We start from the raw sequence: 21,757 nt of genomic DNA, 5'->3' as shown, positions 1-21,757 counted from the left end.
CGGTCACGCGTGGCAGCTCCCTCGACCATGACGGCAAAACCCGCAACAGGCATCACCTCCCTCCTCAAGACCGCCTTCATCAACGCGCTCATCGCGCTGGTGCTGTTCTCGCTGATGGTCGGCATCCGTACCGAGGCGGGCTCGGACGGTCAGCTCACCTACTGGACGCGGTTCGGCGAGCTGGCGTCGCTCGTTGCCGCGGTCTTCGGCGGCTCGATCGTGATCGAGCTGCTGCGGCAATGGATCGGGACGACCGGCGCCGAGAAGCTGGTGCCGCCGGCCGTGCAGAGCGGCATGTCCCTGGTCGGCCGCTATCTCGCGCCGGCGCTGCTGATCTTCACGGTGCTGGTGCCCGTGATCTTCTATAACCAGCGCTACATCCTCGACCTTGCGATCCTCGTGCTCACTTACGTGATGCTGGGCTGGGGATTGAACGTCGTGGTCGGGCTCGCCGGCCTGCTCGACCTCGGCTACGTCGCCTTCTATGCGGTCGGCGCCTATTCCTACGGACTGCTCGCCACCAATTTCGGCTGGTCGTTCTGGATCTGCCTGCCGCTCGCCGGCATTCTCGCCGCGTTCTGGGGCGTGCTGCTCGGCTTCCCCGTGCTCCGCCTGCGCGGCGACTATCTCGCCATCGTGACGCTCGCATTCGGCGAGATCATCCGTCTCGTCATCATCAACTGGCAGGATCTGACGGGCGGCCCCAACGGCGTCTCCGGCATTCCGCGGCCCTCCTTCTTCGGTATTCCGCTCGACAACAGCGATGACGGGCTCGCCGCGAGGCTCGGCATCGAATATTCGGCGACCCACCGCATCGTCTTCCTGTTCTACCTCATCCTGGCGCTTGCGCTGCTGACCAATTGGGTGACGATCCGCCTGCGCCGCCTGCCGATCGGCCGGGCCTGGGAAGCCCTGCGCGAGGACGAGGTCGCCTGTCGCGCGCTCGGCATCAACACCACGACCACCAAGCTCACGGCGTTCGCGACCGGCGCCATGTTCGGCGGCTTCGCCGGCGCGTTCTTCGCCACCCGCCAGGGCTTCATCAGCCCGGAATCCTTCACCTTCCAGGAATCGGCGCTGGTGCTCGCCATCGTCGTTCTCGGCGGCATGGGCTCGCAGCTCGGCGTCGCGCTCGCAGCTCTCGCCATGATCGGCGGCTTCGAGCTGTTCCGCGGCCTCGAGAACTATCGCATGCTGGTGTTCGGCATGTCGATGGTGCTGATCATGATCTGGCGGCCGCGCGGCCTGGTCGGCCACCGCGCACCCACTGTGTATCTGACCAAGGCGAAAGCAATCTCCTCCGACCTCGTCAAGGAAGGGCACGGATGAGCGGCGACACCATTCTCAGCGTCGAGCGGCTCACCATGCGCTTCGGCGGCATCGTCGCCGTGCAGGACCTGTCGTTCGCCGCCGAGCGAAAGAAGATCACCGCGCTGATCGGGCCGAACGGCGCCGGCAAGACCACGGTCTTCAACTGCATTACCGGGTTCTACAAGCCGACCGGCGGCACCATTCGCCTCACCCACGACGACGGCAGGGTGATGGCGCTGGAGCGGCTGAACGACTTCCGCATCGCCAAGCAGGCCAAGGTTGCGCGCACCTTCCAGAACATCCGCCTGTTTCCCGGCATGACCGCGCTGGAGAACCTGATGGTGGCGCAGCACAACGCGCTGATGCGCGCCTCCGGCTACACCCTTCTCGGTCTCCTCGGCGTTCCCGCCTACCGTGACGCCGAAAAGCGTGCGATCGATCTGGCCACCGACTGGCTGAAGCGGGTCAATTTGCTCGACCGCGCCGACGACGCCGCCGGCAATTTCGCCTATGGCGACCAGCGCCGGCTGGAAATCGCCCGCGCAATGTGCACCGAGCCCGCCCTGTTGTGCCTGGACGAACCCGCGGCCGGTCTCAATGCGCGCGAGAGCGCGGCCCTGAGCGAGCTCCTGCTCTCGATCCGGGACGAACTCGGCACCTCGATCCTCTTGATCGAGCACGACATGTCGGTGGTGATGGAGATCTCCGACCACATCGTGGTCATGGACCATGGCGTGAAGATCGCCGAAGGCACGCCGCGCGAGGTTCGCGACGACCCCAAGGTGATCGCCGCCTATCTCGGCGCGGATGAGGACGAGGCCGTGGCCGTGATGGAGAGCGGGACGTGACGTCGCCCCTGCTCGCGATCCGCGGTCTTCGCGCCGCCTACGGCAAGATCGAAGCGCTGAAGGGCGTCGACGTCGAGATCAATGCCGGCGAGATCGTGGCGCTGATCGGCGCCAACGGCGCCGGCAAGTCGACGCTGATGATGACGATCTTCGGCAAGCCGCGGGCCCGCGCCGGGCAGATCCTCTTCGAAGGCCGCGACATCACCGCCGTGCCCACCCACGAGATCGCGCATCTGCGCATCGCGCAGTCGCCGGAGGGACGCCGCATCTTCCCGCGCATGAGCGTGGCGGAAAACCTCCAGATGGGGGCGGACGCCACCGACTGCACGGAGGCTGAACGCGAGGCGACGCTGCAACGCGTCTTCACGCTGTTTCCGCGGCTGAAGGAACGCTACGCCCAGCGCGGAGGAACTCTCTCCGGCGGCGAGCAGCAGATGCTGGCCATCGGGCGCGCGCTGATGAGCCGCCCCCGCCTGCTCCTGCTCGACGAGCCCTCGCTCGGCCTCGCACCGCTGATCGCACGCCAGATCTTCGATGCGATCCGGACCCTGAACCGGCAGGACGGTCTGACCGTCCTGATCGTCGAGCAGAACGCCAACCATGCGCTCAAGCTCGCCCATCGCGGTTACGTCATGGTCAATGGCCTGATCACCTTGGCCGGGACCGGCACCGAATTGCTGCAGCGCCCGGAGATTCGCGCCGCCTATCTGGAAGGCGGCCGGCACGGCTGACCGAGCCAGGCCGACAAGTGCGGCCGAATGTGGCGAGATATCTCCGCAAATGCCCGTATTTTGCCGGTGACTTCTCCTCGAATTCATTCAAGAATGGCCGCGGTTTGAACCGGCATTCCCGGCAACTTCCACAGGCGACCACCCGCGAGGTATCTCATGAAATCACTGAAGCTCATCGGTCTGGCATTCGGCGCATCGATCGCGCTGTCGAGCGCGACATTCGCGCAGGATGTCACCGTCGCAGTCGCAGGCCCGATGACCGGCGGCGAGTCCGCCTTCGGCCGCCAGATGAAGAACGGCGCCGAGATGGCCGTGGCCGATATCAACGCCGCCGGCGGCGTCAACGGCAAGAAGCTCGCGCTCTCCGTCGAGGACGACGCCTGCGATCCGAAACAGGCGCGCTCGATCGCCGAAAAGATCGCCGGCGCAAAGATCCCGTTCGTGGCCGGGCACTATTGCTCGTCATCGTCGATCCCGGCTTCGGAAGCCTATGCCGACGGCAACGTGCTCCAGATCACGCCGGCCTCGACCAACCCGCTGTTCACCGAGCGCAAGCTCTGGAACGTGGCGCGCGTCTGCGGCCGTGACGATCAGCAGGGCCTGATCGCCGCTCAGTACATCGCCAAGAACTTCAAGGGCAAGAACATCGCGATTCTCAACGACAAGACCACATACGGCAAGGGTCTTGCCGACGAGACCAAGAAGGCGCTGAACAAGGCCGGCATCACCGAGAAGATGTACGAGTCCTACAACAAGGGCGACAAGGACTTCAACGCGATCGTCTCCCGCCTGAAGCGCGACAACATCGACCTCGTCTATGTCGGCGGCTATCATCAGGAAAGCGGCCTGATCCTGCGCCAGATGCGTGACCAGGGCCTCAAGACCGTGCTGATGGCCGGCGACGCGCTCGCCGACAAGGAGTACGCCTCCATCACCGGCCCCGCCGGCGAAGGCACGCTGTTCACCTTCGGCCCCGACCCGCGCAACAAGCCGACCGCCAAGAAGATCGTCGAGGCATTCAAGGCCAAGAACATCGACCCCGAGGGCTATACCCTCTACACCTACGCGGCGATGCAGGTGTGGTCGCAGGCGGCCAAGAAGGCCGGCACCACCGACGCCAAGAAGGTCATGGCGGCGATGAAGGCCGGCAAGTGGGACACCGTGATCGGCCCGGTCGAATATGACTCCAAAGGCGACATCAAGCAGATCGACTACGTCGTCTACAAATGGGACGCCAAGGGCGGCTACGCCGAGATCAGCGGCAACGGCACCTGAGCGCGCCTGCCGGGCCTTTGGGCCGCCATCCAATCATCATCGCGCCCCGGCTTGGCCCGGGGCGTTTCTTCTTGCGGCAGGATCAGACGGCTGCGGTCAGCTTGCCGTCGGCCGCAGCGCGGGCCTTCCGCAAGGCCTGCAGCAGGTCGTTCGGCCGAAACGGCTTTTGCAGGCACACCACGTTGGCGAGGTGGGGAGATTGGTCTACGAAGTCGAGCGCCGTCATCCCGGAGACCGCAATGATGGGGAGCGTCGGTGCACGCTCGCGCAGGGTCGCGATGACGTCGGCGCCGCTGGTGTCGCCGAGAAAAATGTCGACGATCGCCGCGTCGAAGGGGCTTTCCGCGAAGGCCTTCAGCCCCGCCGCGCCGCTTTCGGCCTCCGCGACCTCGAAATGATTGACCCGAAGCACGATCGCGACCATCGCACGGACGTCCTTCTGGTCGTCGATGATGAGAACGCGGGGCATGGGGGAACAACTCCCGATATCGAGATCAGAATCGCCAGGTTCGAACCTGGAACCCGCCGCGGCGGAGCGGCATTGTGGCATCGCCCCGGTAAAGGGCACCTTACCCAAGCCCTATTCCGTGTTCCCACCGAGATTAAGAAAGCTGTAACCTTCGGTTGAGTCGTGGCCGGTCCTGTTCACGATCCGCGCCCAGAACCGCTACCATGAACGGACTGCCGGCCGAATGAGACCTGCGGAGATGCTCAGACCCGACCAGCTCAAGACCGACCCGCGAGAGGTGGATGTACCTGCGACGGTCGACCGGAGCACATTTCTCTCGACCCTGCCGGCCACTTCGGCCGACCGCACCGCAGCGTCGACGATCGTCGGCGTATCCTCGCTCCTGTTCGCAGCGGCCGTGCCCTTCGCGGGTACCCCGCTCCTGCCGGTGCCGGCCTTCGTCGCGAGTTATCAATCGGCGCTCGCCGTAAGCGACATCGTCACGGCCGTGCTGCTGCTGTCGCAGTTTGCGGTCTTGCGGACCCGCGCGCTGCTGTGGCTCGCGACCGGCTATCTCTTCACCGCTGCGGCGGCGCTGGTTCATGCCCTCACCTTCCCCGGACTGTTCGCACCCGCCGGGCTCCTCGGCGCGGGCCGGCAGACCACGGTCTGGCTCTACATGATCTGGCACGCCGTCTTTCCGCTGTGCGTGATGGGTTATGCCTGGCTGAAAGAAAAGGACGGTGGCCCCCGGATTCGCGGCACGGCAAGCCGGGCGATCTACGCCAGCGTGCTCGGCGTCATCGCCGCGATGGCGGTCTTCACCTGGATCGTGACCGCGCAGCACGATATGCTGCCGGTCCTGTTGCGCGACGGCCGGTACACCCCAACCATGATCGGCGTCGTGTCCTTCGTGTGGTCGCTGAGCTTCGCCGCACTGGTCTCGCTCTGGTTCCGCAAGCCGCACACGGTGATCGACGTCTGGCTCATGGTGGTCATGTGCGCCTGGCTGTTCGACATCGCGCTGTCGGCGATCGTCAACGTCGCACGCTTCGATCTCGGCTTCTATGCCGGACGACTCTACGGCCTCGCTGCGGCGACCTTCGTGCTCGCAGTGCTTCTCATCGAGAATGTCCGCCTCCAGGCACATACGGTCGGCCTCGTCGGCAGGCTGCGGCAGCAATCGGCCTCGGAACGCGACTATTACGGCAAGCGGCTCGCGCTGTACGGCGCGGTCGTCGAGTCGTCCAACGATGCCATCATCACGAAATCGCTCGATGGCATCATCACCGGCTGGAACAAGGCCGCCGAACATCTTTTCGGCTATTCCGCTGCCGAGGCCATCGGCAAGCCGATCGACATCATCGTGCCGCCGGATCTCAAGGGCGAGGTCAGGAGCATCCTCAACCGGATCGCCGGCAATGAGTCGATCGCCCAGCACGAGACGATCCGGATCCGGAAAGACGGAAGCCCGCTCGACGTCGTCCTCAACGTTACACCGCTGCGGACCGATGAGGGCGAGATCATCGGCGCCTCCAAGATCGCCCACGACATTACCGAAGAGAAGCAGGCGAGAGAGAAGCTGCGCCGGGAGACCGAAGAACGCCAGCGCATCTTCGAGACGTCGCAGGACCTGATCCTGGTCACCGACGGCTATGGCAATTTCGTCCAGGTCAGCCCGAGCGTGAAGAACATTCTCGGCTACGACCCCGAGGACATGGTCGGTCACAGCGCGACCGAGTTCATCCATCCCGACGATCTCGATAAGACGCGGAATGAGATGCGCGCAGCCCGTCGTGGTGCGGTCAAGCGCAGCTTCGAGGCGCGCTACTACCATTACGACGGTCACGAGGTCACGCTGAACTGGATGGGCACCTGGTCCGAGCCGGTGAAGCGCCATTACTTCATCGGCCGCGACCTCACCGACAAGCAGGCCGCCGAAGCCCAGCTCAGGCAGATCCAGAAGATGGACTCGATCGGGCAATTGACCGGCGGCGTCGCCCACGACTTCAACAACGTGCTGACCGTCATCACGGGCACGATCGGCATTCTCGGCGACGCAGTCGCGGACCGGCCCGAGCTTGCCGCCATCACCAAGCTGATCGACGACGCCGCCGAGCGCGGCGCGCAGCTGACCAGGCATCTGCTCGCCTTCGCCCGCAAGCAGCCGCTGCAGCCACGCGAGATCGACGTCAATGCGCTGGCGCTCGAAGCCGCCAAGCTGCTGCATCCGACGCTCGGCGAGCAGATCACCATCATGCCGCAGCTCACCGAGGATGCCTGGCCGACGCTGGTCGACCCCGGCCAGCTGTCCACCGCGATCCTCAATCTCGCGCTGAATGCGCGAGACGCCATGCCCGACGGCGGCACCCTGGTGCTGGAGACCCGCAACATTTTCCTCGACGACGGCTATGCCAGCATGAATCCCGACGTCGCTGCCGGCAATTATGTGATGATCGCGGTCAGCGACACCGGCAGCGGGATCCCCGCGGAGCTGATCGACCGGGTATTCGATCCCTTCTTCACCACCAAGGAGGTCGGCAAGGGCACCGGCCTCGGCTTGAGCATGGTGTTCGGCTTCGTCAAGCAGTCGGGCGGCCACATCAAGATCTACAGCGAGGAAGGCCACGGCACGAGCGTGAAGATCTATCTGCCGCGCTCGAGCGGGATGCAGGATACCGAGTTCGAGGCGCTCCAGAACGCGCCCATCGCCGGCGGCGACGAGAAGATCCTGATCGTCGAGGACGATGCGCTGGTGCGGCAGTATGTCGTGACGCAGGTCAAGAGCCTCGGCTATACCGCGCTCGAGGCCGCCAACGGCACCGAGGCCCTCAATATCATCGACAGCGACGAGACCATCGACCTGCTCTTCACCGACATCATCATGCCCGGCAACATGAACGGACGCCAGCTTGCCGACGAAGCGGCCCGGCGCCGCCCCGACTTGAAGACATTGTTCACCTCGGGCTACACCGAAAATGCCATCGTCCATCATGGCCGGCTCGATTCCGGCGTGCTGCTGCTGGCCAAGCCCTACCGCAAATCCGAGCTCGCCAAGATGCTCAGGACCGCGCTCGCCGGTTGAGCCTGCGGCATCGCTGCGCTATCGCAGACCGCGAAATGCTCTCAACGACGAGGCCGTCTTGAAAAACCTTCTCACCGATATCGCCGGCGTCCGGGTCGGCCATGCCGAGAATACGGAAGTGGCCTCCGGCACGACCGCCATCATTTTCGACCAGCCGGCCGTCGCGGCGATCGACGTCCGCGGCGGCGGCCCAGGTACGCGCGAGGCCTCGACGCTCGACGTCGCCAATACCGTCGAGCGGGTCGATGCGATCGCGCTTTCCGGCGGCTCCGCCTTCGGCCTCGATGCCGGCGGCGGCGTGCAGGCCTGGCTCGCCGAACAGGGGCGCGGCTTCAAGGTCCGGGACGCCGTGGTCCCCCTCGTTCCGGGCGCGATCGTGTTCGACCTGCTCAACGGCGGCAACAAGGCCTGGGGCCGCTTCTCGCCCTATCGCGATCTCGGCTATGCCGCCGCCGCCGCCGCCGCCACCGACTTCGCGCTCGGCAGCGTCGGTGCGGGCCTGGGTGCGACCACCGCCACCTTCAAGGGCGGGATCGGCTCGGCGTCGGCCGTCACGACGAACGGCGTCAAGGTCGCCGCGATCATGGTGGTGAACGCGGTCGGCAGCGTCACCGTCGGCAACGGTCCCTGGTTCTGGGCCGCGCCGTTCGAGGAGAACGGAGAGTTCGGCGGACGGGGCCTGCCGCCTGCGTTCACGCCCGACATGCTGGCGATGCGCATCAAGGGCGGGCCGGCCGCAAGTGAGCGCGAGAACACCACGATCGGCCTCGTCGTCACCGACGCGATCCTGAGCAAGGCGCAGGCCAAGCGGCTCGCGATGATTGCGCAGACCGGATTTGCCCGCGCGATCTATCCGGTGCACGCTCCGCTCGACGGCGACGTGCTGTTTGCCGCGGCCACCTGCGAGAAGCCGATCGAGCCGCTGGTGGAGCTCACCGAGCTCGGCATGGTCGCCGCCAACGTGGTCGCACGCGCGATCGCAAGCGGCGTGTACAGCGCGACCGCGCTGCCGTTCCCCGGTGCACTGCCGGCGTGGAAGGACAAGTTCGGCTAGGCGGGAAACGAAGCGGAGGACACGGCGTTGTCCCGGCGGACCGAGGTGTTCCGCCATGCCGTCGTCCGTGATCCGCTTCTTTCGATACGCGCCGGGAACGCGCGAGCTGAAGGTCACTTTCGTCAGCGGAAGGATCTACCTCTACGAGGACGTTCCGCCCGAGGCCGCCGCTGCATTCAGTCAAGCGCGCTCAAAAGGGACGTTCTTCAATCGCGAGATCCGCGACCGTTACGTCTATCGTGACATCACGCACGAATATGCGGGTTAGCCTTGGAGCGCGCTTACACGCTCATCGACATTGATGAAGCCGCCCCCGCCGAAGCCTGCGCCTGACGCTGCATCATCTGCCCGAACCAGTCATAAGGCGAATTGCCGCCGCCGTTGGCATTCGAACTGCTGGAAGCGCCAGGCACGGTGGTCGACATCTTGAAGCCGTCGGCATAGGTGACGGTGGTGGTGGTCGAGCCATCGGCATTGGTCGTCGTGGTCGACGTCGAGCCGCCGCCGGATTGCGACGAGGAGTCCGAACCACCGCCCGAGCCGCCGGCGCCCTGCGCCTGATCGCCGTGGCCGCCCCGCAGCGCCTTCGTCATCTCGCCGAGATTGACGTCGCCATCCGCATTAGCGTCCATCTTCGAGAACACGTCGTCGGCCTTGGCCAGATTGGTGCCGCCCGCACCGAGGGCGTCCTCGAACTCGGACTTGGTGATCTTGCCGTCACCGTCGCCATCGATCTGCGAGAACAGGTCCTTCAGCGCATCCTCGGGACTCTTCGATGCCGAAGACGCCGCCCCAGTCGAGGATGAGCTGGTCGCGCCGCTCGTGTCCGTCGACTGGCCCCGCGCCGCGAACAGCGCGTTCATCGTCTCCGGCGATATCTGCGGATATCTGCCCGAATTGACCGACGAGGTGGCGCCAGTGGTCGTGCTGCTGCCGCTGTCGATTGCGAACGGGTTGGTCGCGCCTTGCGTCGATCCCGTCTTCTGCGTCGATGAGGACGATTTCGAGTTCGTCAGCGACTGGATCGCGCCGAGCGCACTCGATACTGCACCAAGGGCGAACAACATTGCACAACTCCAACCGATGCGGCATGCCGCGGCCAATGTTCCGGACTGACGTCAGCAAGCGTCGTGCCATCGTGAAAAGCCCAATGAAATCCGCCTCCGCCGCGCTCGGCACCGCCGGGGAACACCGGCAATTCGTGCCGGTCGCGGCAGAAATTTCCGCCCACAGGAAGCGCGGCTTCCCTGCATTGCCCGCCACGGAGGCCCATGTTAGGCGAGGCCATCTTTCACGGCCGCCACGGGAAAACGCGCCATGACCCAAGCCTTCGCCCCCCGCCCCCTGGCCATCGCGCCCTCGATCCTGGCCTCGGACTTCTCCAAGCTCGGCGAGGAGGTGCGCGCGGTGGATGCCGCCGGCGCCGACTGGATCCATCTCGACGTGATGGACGGGCACTTCGTTCCGAACATCTCCTACGGCCCCGATCTCATCAAGGCGATGCGTCCGCACACCAGGAAGATCTTCGACGCGCACCTGATGATCTCGCCCTGCGATCCCTATCTCGAGGCCTTCGCGAAAGCCGGCTGCGACCACATCACCGTGCATGCGGAGGCAGGTCCCCACCTGCACCGCTCGCTGCAGGCGATCCGCGCGCTCGGCAAGAAGGCCGGCGTCTCGCTCAATCCGGCAACGCCGATCAGCGCGCTCGAATACGTCCTCGACCTCGTCGACCTCGTGCTGGTGATGTCGGTCAATCCCGGCTTCGGCGGCCAGGCTTTCATCCCCTCCGCGATCGGCAAGATCCGCGACATCCGCGCGATGACGGCGGGCCGTCCGATCGACATCGAGGTCGACGGCGGCGTCGGCCCCGACGTTGCCGGCGCGCTCGCAGCGGCCGGCGCCAACGCCTTTGTCGCCGGCACGTCCGTGTTCAGGGGCGGCACGCAGGACGCCTACAAGGCCAACATCGCCGCGATCCGCAACGCGGCGCTGGGGGCCCGCGGCGAGGCCATCTGACCTCCATTCGCGCGCCGAACCGGCCTTATGGCCGCAGCGACCAACGGGAATGGATGAGATCCGCGCCACTCCCTTCCTGGCAGGCTTGAGGCGCCTGCTCGCCGAGACCTTGCAGGACGGCGAGCAGGTGGTCTGGCAGGGCCAGCCCGACGGCGTTGCCCGGATGATCATGTGGCGATTTCTGTGGTGGATCGGCGTCCCCTGGCTGTTGCTGACCGCCGTCGCCGTCAGGAACGATTGGATCGACCAAGCGGCCCAACCTCTCATGATGCTCGGCGTTGCGATGGCTGCCGCTCCGCTGGTGATGCTGCTGCACGACCTGCAGACGCTCTATGTGATCACCGATCGCCGCGCGCTGATCCTGCGAACGGCCTGGGGCAGACGGACCGTCAGCCAGACGCCGTTCCGGGCGATGGACACTGCGTTCGAAATTCTCGACATCGGCAGCGGCACCGGCCATCTGAACTTCGCGTCAGGGCGATCGACCCGTTCGCCCGATACCGACCACACCGGCCGCTACGGGTTTCGCTGTGTTCGAAACGCTCCGCGCGTCCGGGATATCCTCGAGGGCGCACGCGCCGGAAAGGTGCGGCGGTCGCCCGCGCAATAAACCGGAGCGCCTCCAGGCGCTGCAGTGGGCAATTGCTGAAAATTGCAACCTCGTTCCGTACTCCTCCGGACTTCCCTGATTCGCGCAAATCACTGCTAGTGGTTCTTGCCTGTTTTTCACGGGAGCACATCATGACGACGACCCTGGTCTGGACTGGCGTGGCGTTGTGGATTGGTTTCAGTGCGTTTGTTCTGTTCGGCCCTTCGGCCGGACCGGTGCAGGTCCCGGTACGTTCGGCGCGCAGCGTCCGTCGCAACCGGATCTGACGCCGTGCAATTCGCGCTCGTGAAGCGCCAGCCGAAGCGCAGGTGCCGTATCCCGCGTCGTCCGCATCCGGGCCTCGACTTCTTCTTCGGTCGGCTCGAACTCGCCGAAGGCGAGATGCGGGACGATCCGGGAGAGGAAACGGCAGATCTGGACTACCCGCTCCGGTCGCCGAACCGGCATTGAAGATTCTGGATTGGACTCGATACTGATGAAGCCGCATTGCCCGAACTGCCTGAAGGAAATGACCAAGGCGTCCGCGTCGCGTAACCTGTTCAGTTGCGAGCCTTGCCGCGAGATCATCCAGTATTTCGGCGGCGGCGCGGATCACGGCGAACCCGGCCCGGAATTCTCCTGGCCCATCCGCCGCAAGCGCTCCGCCCACGCGGCCTGATCCAAACCTGCAGGACGCCAGGCGGGCTATCCCGGCCTGTCGCCGGAATCTGAGCCGCCGACATTGCCAGCCAGTCGCTGCGGCCGCACCACGGTCACGGTGCAGCTCGCTTCCGCGGCCACCTTGGCCGAGACACTGCCGAGCAGCGTGCGCCTGAACGAGCTCTGCCGTGCGCCGATGATGACGTGGTCGACCTGGTTGGCCTCGGCGAATTCCAGGATCGCGGCGGCGGGATCGACCGACTCCAGCACATGAGCCGTCAGCCGGCTCTCATCCAGCTTGAGCGGCGTCGCCCAATGCCTGAGCGCGACCAAGCGGTCGATATGCTTGTTGGAGCCCTGCTCGTCCAGCGTCCGGTCGATCGCGATCCGGTTCAGCTTGAGCACGTTGACGCAGGCGAGCCGCGCCGACGGCAAGGTGGCGAGGATGCGCTCGGTGGTCACGCGCAACGCCTCGTTCAGCTCCGGTGCGCCCTCCACGGTGTCGAGCGCGACAGCGAGGATCGGGCTCGATGCGATCTGGGCGGCGACATCCGATTTCGCGCGCGGCACCATGACGCCAAGGTTGAAACGACGCCGCCAGGCGACGCTGAGCGGATCACGTTTCACCCGCTCCGAGCGCGCGGTGAGCTTGACCTGGTCCGGATGGGCGAGATCGAAGGCGAGCTGGGACGCCGTCGGGTAGCGCCACACCGGCTCGATCTCGAGACACCGCAACACCACCTCCTGAAGCCAGGGCGGATAATCCGCGCGGATCTTGCGCGGCGGATGCGGGTCGCGCCAGAGCCGGCGCCGCATCGCGCGCAACGTCTCGCCCTCTCCGAACGGCCGCTCGCCGGTCGTGAAGAAATAGAGCAGCACGCCGAGCGAGAACAGGTCGCTGCGCGGATCGTCGCGTACCCCTAATAGCCGCTCGGGTGCCATATAGGGCGCGGTGCCGTAAGGCAGGCGGAATTCCTCCTGCAGGAGATCCGGCAGGTGGTTGTGATGCGACAGCCCGTAGTCGATCAGCACCGCCTCGCCGGAATCGCGGAACATGATGCTGCTCGGCTTGATATCGTGATGGATCACGTTCTGCCGGTGCAAATCAGCGAGCGCAGTTGCGATCTTGGCGACGAGCTGCCGCGCCTCGTCATAGGGCAACGGCAGCTCAGGGAGCCGCTTGTAGAGCGTGGCGCCTGGGATGCGCTCGATCACGACATAGGCCTGGTGGGCGAAATCACCGGTGCCGAAGCAGGCCGGCACGTGCGGACCTGCGAGCCGCGGCAGGATCATCATCTCCATCTCGAAGGAGACGATCGCGGCGGGGTCCTCGCCCTCCGACACCCGCGGGATCTTCATCAGCAAGGGCGCGTCGATGCCCGGATGGGTGACGGCCCACAGCGTCGCCATGCCGCCGGCATGCACGCATTCACCGATGGTGTAGCCGTCGATCTCCGCGCCTGACTTGACCAGGGGTTTCGGCATCGCGGTCAGCGCCCCTGCGACAGCCTGTCGGCCAGCCAGGGCGGCAGTCCGTTGTCGCGGATCCTGCTTGCCGCGGTCGCAATGTCATAGGGTGCGCGGCAATAGGTGATCTGGCATGAGACCGTGTCGAACAGCGCGAAGGACGCCGAGGGATCGCCGTCGCGGGGCTGGCCGACCGAGCCGAGCACGGCGAGCCATTGCCGTCCGCGCAAGAGCTGCACGGGGACATCGGTCTTCGGCACGAAGCTCGTCATCTTGGCCGTCACCGACATCGAATAGAGCGCGGGGCGATGGATGTGGCCGCAGAACGTGACATGGGCGGGCGTCGCGATCAGGCTCTTGGCGGCGTCCACCGTCGAGCGGACATAGTGCCAGCGCTGGGGATGAGAGGCTTCGGAGTGCACGAACAGGCGGCCCTCGTCCTCCACCAGCATCGGCAACTCAGCCAGAAACCGCCGCTGCGCGGTGTCGAGCCGGCCGCGGGTCCATTCGATCGCGATCTGCGCCTCGGCGTTCATGGTCTCGGCCGAGGAATTGACCGCCTGGTCGTGATTGCCGCGAACGGCGACGGCGCCCTGCGCAACGAGCTCCATCGCGGTGTCCACCACCCATTCCGGATCGGCGCCATAACCGACGAAATCGCCGAGCAGGACGAAACGCTCCGCACCCTTCGCACGGGCGATCTTCAAGCAAGCTTCAAACGCCTGCCGGTTGCCGTGGATATCCGAGAAGACAGCGAGAAGCACGCACCCTCCACCCTCAAATTCTTATTCGAGGCCGATGAGGCCAAATTGAGGGAGGTCAACAGGATGCGCCAACATTGGGCCCTTTGCCAGCACTGCTCTGCAGTGATGGTGAAGGGCCTATTGCTCATCCTTTGGCGGCATTCGGGGCGGTGGAATCGGGGTGAACACCGCGCCTTCCGCGCCGGCGGGCGGGACATTGAACTCGCCGGTTGAGGAATCGCCGCCGCTGGTCTCCAGGATGGTCTTCGGGGTCACATATTCCCGAACCATGTCGATCAGGCTGCCGTCGCCGCCGCCGAAATCGGCCGCGCGCCCTCCTTGCGGATGACCGGCCGCGATCTCGTTCTCGGCGGCGTGGGTCTTGTCGGCCAGCCGGTCATTGTAGGGCACACGGAAGGCGCGCGGGATGCCGCTCGGGCGATTGTCCTCGTCCAGCGCCTCGACCCAGAGGTAGATCGAGCCGGGATCGCCCTGAAGCGAATGCGGCTCGACGATGCGGGCCTTCAGGAGCTTGAACGTGGCCGGCAGCCGGTCCGTGCTGGCCCAGCCGAGCAGGCCGCGCATTTCGGTGAAGCTGACGATGTAGAAGGTGCTGGTCACGACCACCGCGACCGCCTTGAGTGACCAGTGCAGCCGTGCATAGACCAGAACGACCAGCAGCAGCGCGCCGATGACGGCATAAGCGACCGACAGCGTCAGGATGACCGTTTGCAGGCTAGTCACGGCGGACCCTCGTAGCGTTCCTGCTCACGCCGGTCCTGGGATCGAGATCGCCGCCGTTGCGCCAGCTGCTGCGGAACGTCTCCAGCAGCGATTTCGGCCGCTGATCGACATCGACGACCTTGCCTTCCGCATCGATCCGGAATCGGACCGCGGTCTTTTCGTCGCCGGTGTGGTCGAGCGTGAACTTGTTATCGAAGATCACCTGCGCGGTCGGATTGAGCTTCTGCACCTTCACACTGGCGGTCACAGGCTCGCCGGTGGTGGCGACGAAATGCGAGACGTTGACGGTGTACTCGCCGGCGACGATGCCGCGCACGGTGACGATCTCCTCTCGGATGGGCGAGGCGATCTTCTTGCCGTTGACGATGATGAAGTCATTGGCTCCGCCGCGATCGTCGCGGTCGAGCGTCAGGAAGCCGGCCTCCCGGTGGCGATACCAGGCGATGTTGCCGGCCGGATCCTGCACGAAGAGGTCGAGATCATCAGGATGATTGTCCGGCCAATCCATCGTAATGATGAACTCCGCCTTGGAGTCGATCTTGCCCTCCTTGGCGTCCGGCGAGACAGCGAGTAGCGCCAGGAAGAACAGGAACGCGATCACCTGGAGCGCCTTGAACAGCATCACGCCGAGCGGATCGAACGGCTCCTCGCGCGGATAGAGACCGAAATCATCCATCATGACGGCGCACCGGAACCTTTGCGCTCCAGCACCGGCGTCACATAGGTCTCCGTCAGCAGCACCGCATCCGAGAACACCCGCTGGGTCGCGGCGTCCAGCATGTAGTACTGGATGCGGACCAGGATCGAGCCGACGAGGCCGGCGAGCGTCGTGTACATCGCGACCGCCATGCCGTCGCTCATCAGGCCCATCGAGGAGCGCATCGCGACCTTGTCGGCGGCATCCAGCCCCGCGATCGGCGCCAGCATGATGATGAAGCCGATGATGGTGCCGAGCAGGCCGAGCTTCATCAGCGTGTCGGAGACGAAAGCACCGAAGCCATTGGAGCCGCGCAGGCGATCGGCGAGGTTTCGCAACAGCAGCGTCTGGTCGACCGGCCGGTAGTCCTGCGCGGCGGCTTTCGTCACCAGGCTCTGGATGTGGTCGCGCACGAGGCCGCGCGGCAGCACCGCCGCGCTCGCATCCAGCGCCTTGCTGCCGTCCGGCGCCGCCAGCACCGCCCGGCAGCGCCGCGCCGCCGCGCCTTCACGCGCAATCGCCCGCGTGCGCAGGAAGCAATGGCCGCAGGTGAGGACATAGAGCGCCGCGATCACGCTCGAGATGTAGGTGCGGTCCGAGGTCAGCATCAGGTGGATCAGGCCGAAGCGCCACAGCAGCACGACGGCGAAGATCGAGAGCCCGGTGAAGATCATCCAGAACAGCAGCGCACTGCGCTCGGACGGGTCGGTCGCAGTCCCCGCGATCGGTCCAATCGTGATCGAGCTCATGCTGCACCGCTCCCGGATTGCAGGCACTGCCTGCAGCGTGTCCCCACCGATTAGATCAAAGCCGCCGTTTCAGGTCCAAAGACGCATGCCCAATCCGGCTTGGGAAATTTGCCCAAGCTGCAATCCACCCCAACCACCACAATTGGCAAGACGCGGCGGCGTTGTTAGGCTGACCTTACCAAACGTCGGGGGTGATCGCATGCGCCTCGTGCTTCAGCTTGTCGCCCGTCTGCTGCTCATCGTCGTGCTCTGCCTCGGAGCCGCGACCGTATGGGCCACCTTCGACGCCTATCGCAGCATCGATCGGGCGACCGCAGCCTCGGCGCAGCGGGTCGCCCAAGCGCTCCAGGCACTGTATTGGCGCGAGCTTTTGTTGCGCAGCAGCAGAGCGCGCGAGCATCTCCTGCCGGTTCCGGACTGGCGCACGCTGGAGACGATGAAGCTGATCTCGCCCGGCGTCTGCGTCGAGTTCCAGCCGGCTGTGGCATTCGAGAAGCCGCTCTGCGGCCAGAGCGAGGGGCTGGGCAAGGCGGCGCCGCGCTGGTTCGCCGCCATTGTGCCCACCTTCCTCGGCAGCCACGCCGAGGTCATCCGGCCCGTCAGCCCCCGCGCGGCGGCTGCCGGCACGGTGGTTGCGACGCCGGACGGCGCGGCGGCCATCTCGCTGGCCTGGGAGTACATCCTCAATGTGATCGATGTCGCGCTGCTCATGGCGGCGGCAATTGCGCTGCTGGCCTCGCTCGCGATCGCACATGCGCTGGCGCCGGCGCGCACGATCGTGACCGCCTTGCAGCGCATGGCGCGCGGTCAATATCGCACGAAGCTGCCGCGCTTCCGCTCGATGGAGCTGGCGATGATCGGCAGCGCCGTCGGCGCGCTCGGCAACCGGCTGGAGGAAGCTACCGAGCAGCGCGCCGCCCTGACGCGGCGCCTGATCGAAATCCGCGACGACGAGCGTCGCGCCCTCGCCCGCGAGTTGCACGACGAGTTCGGGCAGAATCTCTCCGCCATTCTCGCCTTCGCCAACACAATCGAGACAGCGAGCACGAAGGACTGCAGCACCGGAATCGCTCAGGATGCGCGCATGATCTCGCAGGCCACCCATCATCTGATGGCCTCGCTCCGCGATGCACTGAAGCGTCTGCGCAATCCGCTGCCCGAGGAGCTCGGGCTCGAGGCAAGCCTCGTCAATCTCGTCGACAGCTGGCGCTCGCAGAGCGCGGCGCGGCCGACGATCCAGCTCGATCTCAGGGGTGACCTCACCGACATCAGCGGTCAGGCCGCCACCACGGCCTATCGCGTGGCACAGGAATGCCTGACCAACGCGCTGCGCCACGGCGTGGCACGCGAGATCAGCCTGCGCGTTGAACGCCGTGCCGGCGATGACAACGCGCTGCTGATCCGCGTCGAGGACGACGGCGGCGGCGACGCAGCCCGTGTCGCGCAGTCGGCCGGTTTCGGTCTGACCGGCATCCGCGAGCGCGTCACGGCAGCCGGCGGATCGCTGTCGATCCTGCCGGCCCGCGGCGGCCTCAGCGTTGCCGCCACCATCCCGCTCGCCGCGTGAGGCCGGCATGAGCGAGGTTGCAGCAACAGGCATCTCCGTGCTGCTGGTCGACGACCACCCGATCGTCCGGCAAGGCTACCGGCGCGTGCTGGAAAGCCAGGGCGATCTGCACGTCGTGGCGGAGGCCGACAACGCCGCGGACGCCTACAGCGCGTTCAAGGCGCATGACCCAGACGTCGTCGTGCTCGATATCTCGATGCCCGGCGCGAGCGGGCTGGAGGCGATCCGCAACATCCGCGCGCGCAGCCCGCGGGCGCGGATCCTCGTCTTCACCATGCACAACGAAGCCGTGCTGGTGAAGGCCGCCTTTGGCGCGGGCGCCAGCGGGTTCGTCACCAAGAGCAGCGAGCCCTCTGCCGTCGTGACCGCGATTCGCAGCATCGCCCGCGGCGAGCGCGCCATGAGCGACGACATCGCACATGTTCTGGCCGAGGACAGCCTGTCGCCGGGGGGTTCGGCGCTGGACCAGCTGGGTGAGCGCGAGATCGAGATCCTGCGTCAATTCGCCGGCGGCGCCACCACCGAGCAGATCGCGACGCATCTCAATCTCAGCGTCAAGACGGTGCAGAACTATCACTATCTGATCAAGACCAAGACCGGAGCGCGCACGGATGCGCAACTCGTGCGGCTGGCCGCGACCTGTGGGCTGACCAGGATCTAGCAGCCAGGCTGCCGCACTGCCTTATCTCCCGAAGCTTCTCAATCTGCTGAACGAAATTGGAACGGAGCCGATCCGGCTCCTGTTAGTACGCCAGAGAAGGAGTAAAGGGTCATGAGTAAGGGTCACCACAAGGCAGTCGACCATCCCCCGATCATCACGGTAGGCGAGCTCATCGACGAACTTTGCCGTCTGCCGGACACGGCCGTCGTCCACTTTCGCTGCCCCATGTTCGATCAGGAGCTGACGTTCTACCGCCTTCGAAAGCGGTCAAAGGACGCCGTCGAAATCGCCGTCAACGCATATCCGGACAGTCCGCCCGTCGTGCCGTCGCCCGATCATGCCTTCCAAGCGCGAAGACAATCGGCATCCTCGCCCTCGCTTCGCGACGGCGCCGCTCTCCAGAAGACGCGAGGTTGATGAGCCCAGCCTGAATGGGCCCTGCGGCCCTGGAGCATGATCGGGATAAGTCTGCCGCGGTTAGGCCGTCCTCAGCCCGCGCAGCAGCAGAGCGAGCGTCGCATCGACGCGCGCGGAGAGATCGGCGTCCTTCCACTCGTCGGCATGGGCCGGATGATGGAAGCGGACGGTCGCATCGAAGATCGCGCGCGCGGTTGCCTTGACGTCGCCCACGGCGAATTCGCCCCGCTTCACGCCATCGGTCAGGATCGCCGCGATCTGGTCGATCATGGTGTCCTTGTGGCATTTGACGGCCGCACAGGCCTCGCGTGCCAGCGTCAGGTAGGTCTCGAACATTTCGGGATCGTCGAGCACACGCGAACACTTGGCTGCGAACAGCGTGCGCAGCCAGCGGTCGAGCCTGTCGGGCGCCGGCCCCTGCTCGTTGGCGATCGCCAGCAACGGCGCGTCGATGCGGTCCAGCCAGCGTTTTGCAACGGCCTCGCGCAGCGAGGCCTTGCTGGGGAAATGGCGATAGACGCTGCCGTGGCTCACATCGAGCGCACGGGCAACGTCGACCACGGTGGCCTTGGCAAGTCCGTAGCGCCTGAGTACGTCCTCGGTGACTTCGAGGATCCGCTCCGGCGTCAAGACAACGGCTTCATTCATGCCAGCACCATGTTCCCGTTTGGGGCTCAGTTACCCGGCAGTAGGGCTGTTTCCGAAGCGCCCTTGCCGGTCGTTCGGAAAGCCTATGCCTTAATGAGGCAGTTTTGCAGCCTGCGCCGCGATCTGGCGCGCCACCAGCAAATTGAGCCAATGCCCAATCACCCCGGTGAGATTGAGGATTTCGGTCGTCATTGTCGTAAGTCTCCATTCGTCCGCGGTCCCCGTTCTTCAATTCGCCCTACGATCCGAGTTTGTTTCGGATGTCGGGCTCTCCGGGGTTGTCGCGGGACGCCCAATCGGAGCGTCCGGGAACGGATATACACGTCTCGCTGACAGATTTCAACATCTGTCAGTCAATGATCCGTGATTGACCGCTGATTTCTGCGGCCGGGCCGCCCCCTCGCCAGATACCGCTGCCAGCCGAGCCTTGGCGCTGGCTGCCTGCTCGGTCCAATCATCCCCCGCTAGCTTGCGCCCGCCGTTTGTTTAGCCCTCCCCGCTCTGCTAAATCACGGCGTAAAAAACATTTTGGCCGGCACAGCCCCCTTGGGCCGCCCGCCTACCTTGCTGGAGCCTTCAGATGATCCCCCGCTACACCCGCCCGGAAATGGCCTCGATCTGGGAGCCGCAGACCCGGTTCAAGATCTGGTTTGAGATCGAGGCGCATGCGGCGGACGCGCTCGCCGAACTCGGAACCATCCCCAAGGAGGCCGCCAAAACGGTCTGGGCCAAGGCCAAGGACGCCACATTCGACGTCGCCCGCATCGACGAGATCGAGCGCGAGACCAAGCACGACGTCATCGCCTTCCTCACCCACCTCGCCGAGATCGTCGGTCCCGAGGCGCGCTTCGTGCACCAGGGCATGACCTCCTCCGACGTGCTCGATACCTGCCTCAACGTCCAGCTCACCCGCGCCGCCGACCTGTTGCTCGCCGACCTCGACAAGGTGCTGGCCGCGCTCAAGAAGCGCGCCTTCGAGCACAAGATGACGCCGACCATCGGCCGCAGCCACGGCATCCATGCCGAGCCCGTCACCTTCGGCCTCAAGCTCGCTTATGCCTATGCCGAATTCACGCGCGCCAAGGAGCGCCTGATCGCGGCACGCAAGGAAGTCGCGACCTGCGCCATCTCCGGCGCCGTCGGCACCTTTGCGCAGATCGATCCCCGCGTCGAAGAGCATGTCGCAAAGGCCATGGGCCTCGTCCCCGAGCCGATCTCGACCCAGGTGATCCCGCGCGACCGTCACGCCATGTATTTCTCGACGCTCGGCGTGATCGCCTCCTCGATCGAGCGCCTCGCCGTGGAAATCCGACACATGCAGCGCACCGAGGTGCTGGAGGCCGAAGAGTTCTTCTCGGAGGGGCAGAAGGGCTCGTCCGCGATGCCGCACAAGCGCAATCCGGTGCTGTCGGAGAACCTCACCGGCCTCTCGCGCATGGTACGGGCCTATGTGACGCCGGCCCTGGAGAACGTCGTGCTCTGGCACGAGCGCGACATCTCGCATTCCTCGGCCGAGCGGATGATGGGCCCCGACGCCACCGTGACACTCGACTTCGCGCTGGTGCGCCTCGCCGGGCTGATCGACAAGCTCCTGGTGTACCCCGCCAACATGCAGAAGAACCTCGACCGCCTCGGCGGCCTCGTGCATTCGCAGCGCGTGCTGCTGGCGCTGACGCAGAAGGGCGCGAGCCGCGAGGATGCCTACAAGCTCGTGCAGCGCAACGCCATGCCGGTCTGGCGTGGCGAAGGCGACTTCCTCCAGCTTCTGAAGAAGGACACCGAGGTGAAGAAGTATCTCACCGACGCCGAGATCGAGGAACAGTTCGACCTCGGCTATCACCTCAAGCACGTCGACACGATTTTCAAGCGCGTGTTCGGGGAAGCGTAGATCGTAGGGTGGGTTAGCCTTGCGGCCTGCGCGCAGCGCAGTCCGCTGGGCGTAACCCACCTCTTTTCGCTCCCGCTGAGACAAACAGTGGTGGGTTACGCCGCGCAGATGCGCTATGCGCATCTGCAGGGCTAACCACCCTACAAACGACGACAG

General features: G+C 65.5%; 24 protein-coding genes. 16 read left to right on the top strand and 8 right to left on the bottom strand.

Annotation, left to right across the window (positions count from 1 at the left end; genetic code table 11):
- The first annotated feature begins 27 nt into the window (after nucleotides 1-27).
- The 4 genes from livM to EDE08_RS23300 all read left to right on the top strand — a co-directional run bounded on the left by livM (nucleotide 28) and on the right by EDE08_RS23300 (nucleotide 4,165).
- On the top strand, nucleotides 28-1,329 hold the full coding sequence (livM, locus tag EDE08_RS23315) for a high-affinity branched-chain amino acid ABC transporter permease LivM (RefSeq protein WP_131871263.1): 1,302 nt from the start codon (nucleotides 28-30) through the stop codon (nucleotides 1,327-1,329).
- On the top strand, nucleotides 1,326-2,159 hold the full coding sequence (locus EDE08_RS23310; protein ID WP_131871264.1) for an ABC transporter ATP-binding protein: 834 nt from the start codon (nucleotides 1,326-1,328) through the stop codon (nucleotides 2,157-2,159). The genes livM and EDE08_RS23310 overlap by 4 nt, the downstream gene beginning before the upstream one ends.
- Nucleotides 2,156-2,890 (top strand): ABC transporter ATP-binding protein, encoded by a 735-nt coding sequence (locus EDE08_RS23305; RefSeq protein WP_131871265.1) that lies wholly within the window; start codon nucleotides 2,156-2,158, stop codon nucleotides 2,888-2,890. Before EDE08_RS23310 ends, EDE08_RS23305 begins: the two co-directional genes overlap by 4 nt.
- 156 nt (nucleotides 2,891-3,046) lie before the next feature.
- Entirely contained in the window at nucleotides 3,047-4,165 is a 1,119-nt protein-coding gene (locus EDE08_RS23300) for a branched-chain amino acid ABC transporter substrate-binding protein (protein ID WP_131871266.1), read from the top strand.
- 82 nt (nucleotides 4,166-4,247) lie between these two features.
- Here the strand turns inward: EDE08_RS23300 and EDE08_RS23295 are convergent, their stop codons facing one another.
- On the bottom strand, nucleotides 4,248-4,634 hold the full coding sequence (locus tag EDE08_RS23295; RefSeq protein ID WP_131871267.1) for a response regulator: 387 nt from the start codon (nucleotides 4,632-4,634) through the stop codon (nucleotides 4,248-4,250).
- A gap of 238 nt (nucleotides 4,635-4,872) precedes the next feature.
- Between EDE08_RS23295 and EDE08_RS23290 the strand changes: the two genes are divergently transcribed.
- From EDE08_RS23290 to EDE08_RS23280, 3 genes are read left to right on the top strand one after another with little or no spacing between them, the layout of a single operon-like run.
- Nucleotides 4,873-7,698: a PAS domain S-box protein gene (locus EDE08_RS23290; protein ID WP_131871268.1), complete on the top strand. Its 2,826-nt coding sequence runs from the start codon at nucleotides 4,873-4,875 to the stop codon at nucleotides 7,696-7,698.
- 58 nt (nucleotides 7,699-7,756) lie between these two features.
- The gene (locus EDE08_RS23285) at nucleotides 7,757-8,752 is read left to right on the top strand and encodes a P1 family peptidase (protein WP_131871269.1); all 996 of its coding nucleotides are present in this window, start codon (nucleotides 7,757-7,759) and stop codon (nucleotides 8,750-8,752) included.
- A 55-nt stretch (nucleotides 8,753-8,807) separates the two neighbouring features.
- A complete protein-coding gene (locus EDE08_RS23280; RefSeq protein ID WP_131871270.1) occupies nucleotides 8,808-9,020 on the top strand; it encodes a KTSC domain-containing protein in 213 nt (70 codons plus the stop codon).
- Nucleotides 9,021-9,033: 13 nt separating this feature from the next.
- On the opposite strand, the gene EDE08_RS23275 is transcribed toward EDE08_RS23280, so the two are convergent.
- Complete coding sequence (locus tag EDE08_RS23275; RefSeq protein ID WP_131871271.1) at nucleotides 9,034-9,819, bottom strand: EF-hand domain-containing protein; 786 nt, start codon at nucleotides 9,817-9,819, stop codon at nucleotides 9,034-9,036.
- A gap of 250 nt (nucleotides 9,820-10,069) precedes the next feature.
- On the opposite strand from EDE08_RS23275, the gene rpe reads away from it, so the two are divergent.
- The 5 genes from rpe to EDE08_RS23255 all read left to right on the top strand — a co-directional run bounded on the left by rpe (nucleotide 10,070) and on the right by EDE08_RS23255 (nucleotide 12,039).
- The gene (gene rpe, locus EDE08_RS23270) at nucleotides 10,070-10,771 is read left to right on the top strand and encodes a ribulose-phosphate 3-epimerase (protein ID WP_131871272.1); all 702 of its coding nucleotides are present in this window, start codon (nucleotides 10,070-10,072) and stop codon (nucleotides 10,769-10,771) included.
- A gap of 49 nt (nucleotides 10,772-10,820) precedes the next feature.
- On the top strand, nucleotides 10,821-11,381 hold the full coding sequence (locus EDE08_RS23265; RefSeq protein ID WP_131871273.1) for a hypothetical protein: 561 nt from the start codon (nucleotides 10,821-10,823) through the stop codon (nucleotides 11,379-11,381).
- Nucleotides 11,382-11,512: 131 nt separating this feature from the next.
- A complete protein-coding gene (locus tag EDE08_RS39400; RefSeq protein WP_283810567.1) occupies nucleotides 11,513-11,647 on the top strand; it encodes a hypothetical protein in 135 nt (44 codons plus the stop codon).
- Between the two features lie 4 nt (nucleotides 11,648-11,651).
- On the top strand, nucleotides 11,652-11,831 hold the full coding sequence (locus EDE08_RS23260; RefSeq protein ID WP_131871274.1) for a hypothetical protein: 180 nt from the start codon (nucleotides 11,652-11,654) through the stop codon (nucleotides 11,829-11,831).
- A 25-nt stretch (nucleotides 11,832-11,856) separates the two neighbouring features.
- Nucleotides 11,857-12,039, top strand: coding sequence for a hypothetical protein (locus EDE08_RS23255; RefSeq protein WP_131871275.1), 183 nt, complete (start codon nucleotides 11,857-11,859; stop codon nucleotides 12,037-12,039).
- Between the two features lie 26 nt (nucleotides 12,040-12,065).
- On the opposite strand, the gene EDE08_RS23250 is transcribed toward EDE08_RS23255, so the two are convergent.
- The 5 genes from EDE08_RS23250 to EDE08_RS23230 form a co-directional block, all read right to left on the bottom strand.
- Nucleotides 12,066-13,505, bottom strand: coding sequence for a serine/threonine protein kinase (locus tag EDE08_RS23250; protein WP_131871276.1), 1,440 nt, complete (start codon nucleotides 13,503-13,505; stop codon nucleotides 12,066-12,068).
- A 5-nt stretch (nucleotides 13,506-13,510) separates the two neighbouring features.
- Nucleotides 13,511-14,251, bottom strand: coding sequence for a metallophosphoesterase family protein (locus tag EDE08_RS23245; protein WP_131871277.1), 741 nt, complete (start codon nucleotides 14,249-14,251; stop codon nucleotides 13,511-13,513).
- 117 nt (nucleotides 14,252-14,368) lie between these two features.
- Nucleotides 14,369-14,974, bottom strand: coding sequence for a hypothetical protein (locus EDE08_RS23240; RefSeq protein ID WP_131871278.1), 606 nt, complete (start codon nucleotides 14,972-14,974; stop codon nucleotides 14,369-14,371).
- A complete protein-coding gene (locus EDE08_RS23235) occupies nucleotides 14,967-15,653 on the bottom strand; it encodes a DUF2135 domain-containing protein (RefSeq protein ID WP_061882936.1) in 687 nt (228 codons plus the stop codon). The genes EDE08_RS23240 and EDE08_RS23235 overlap by 8 nt, the downstream gene beginning before the upstream one ends.
- A complete protein-coding gene (locus EDE08_RS23230) occupies nucleotides 15,650-16,420 on the bottom strand; it encodes a MotA/TolQ/ExbB proton channel family protein (protein ID WP_131871279.1) in 771 nt (256 codons plus the stop codon). Before EDE08_RS23230 ends, EDE08_RS23235 begins: the two co-directional genes overlap by 4 nt.
- Nucleotides 16,421-16,619: 199 nt before the next feature.
- Here EDE08_RS23230 and EDE08_RS23225 point away from each other — a divergent pair, with 199 nt between their 5' ends.
- The 3 genes from EDE08_RS23225 (at nucleotide 16,620) to EDE08_RS23215 (ending at nucleotide 19,065) form a co-directional block, all read left to right on the top strand.
- Nucleotides 16,620-17,987 carry a sensor histidine kinase gene (locus EDE08_RS23225; protein ID WP_131871280.1) on the top strand — a complete coding sequence of 456 codons (1,368 nt, stop codon included), beginning with the start codon at nucleotides 16,620-16,622 and terminating at the stop codon, nucleotides 17,985-17,987.
- 7 nt (nucleotides 17,988-17,994) lie between these two features.
- Entirely contained in the window at nucleotides 17,995-18,648 is a 654-nt protein-coding gene (locus tag EDE08_RS23220) for a response regulator (RefSeq protein ID WP_131871281.1), read from the top strand.
- A gap of 111 nt (nucleotides 18,649-18,759) precedes the next feature.
- A complete protein-coding gene (locus EDE08_RS23215) occupies nucleotides 18,760-19,065 on the top strand; it encodes a hypothetical protein (protein ID WP_061882940.1) in 306 nt (101 codons plus the stop codon).
- Nucleotides 19,066-19,125: 60 nt separating this feature from the next.
- Here the strand turns inward: EDE08_RS23215 and EDE08_RS23210 are convergent, their stop codons facing one another.
- Nucleotides 19,126-19,713, bottom strand: a complete 588-nt coding sequence (locus EDE08_RS23210; protein ID WP_165936127.1) for a TetR/AcrR family transcriptional regulator — start codon at nucleotides 19,711-19,713, stop codon at nucleotides 19,126-19,128.
- A 580-nt stretch (nucleotides 19,714-20,293) separates the two neighbouring features.
- Here EDE08_RS23210 and purB point away from each other — a divergent pair.
- On the top strand, nucleotides 20,294-21,601 hold the full coding sequence (purB, locus tag EDE08_RS23205) for an adenylosuccinate lyase (protein ID WP_131871283.1): 1,308 nt from the start codon (nucleotides 20,294-20,296) through the stop codon (nucleotides 21,599-21,601).
- The last annotated feature ends 156 nt before the right edge of the window (nucleotides 21,602-21,757 follow it).

It is taken from the genome of Bradyrhizobium sp. R2.2-H, assembly GCF_004346455.1.
Taxonomy (GTDB): domain Bacteria; phylum Pseudomonadota; class Alphaproteobacteria; order Rhizobiales; family Xanthobacteraceae; genus Bradyrhizobium; species Bradyrhizobium diversitatis.
The sequence above is the reverse complement of the archived record's forward strand: the minus strand, read 5'-3'. Positions and strand labels throughout refer to the sequence as shown.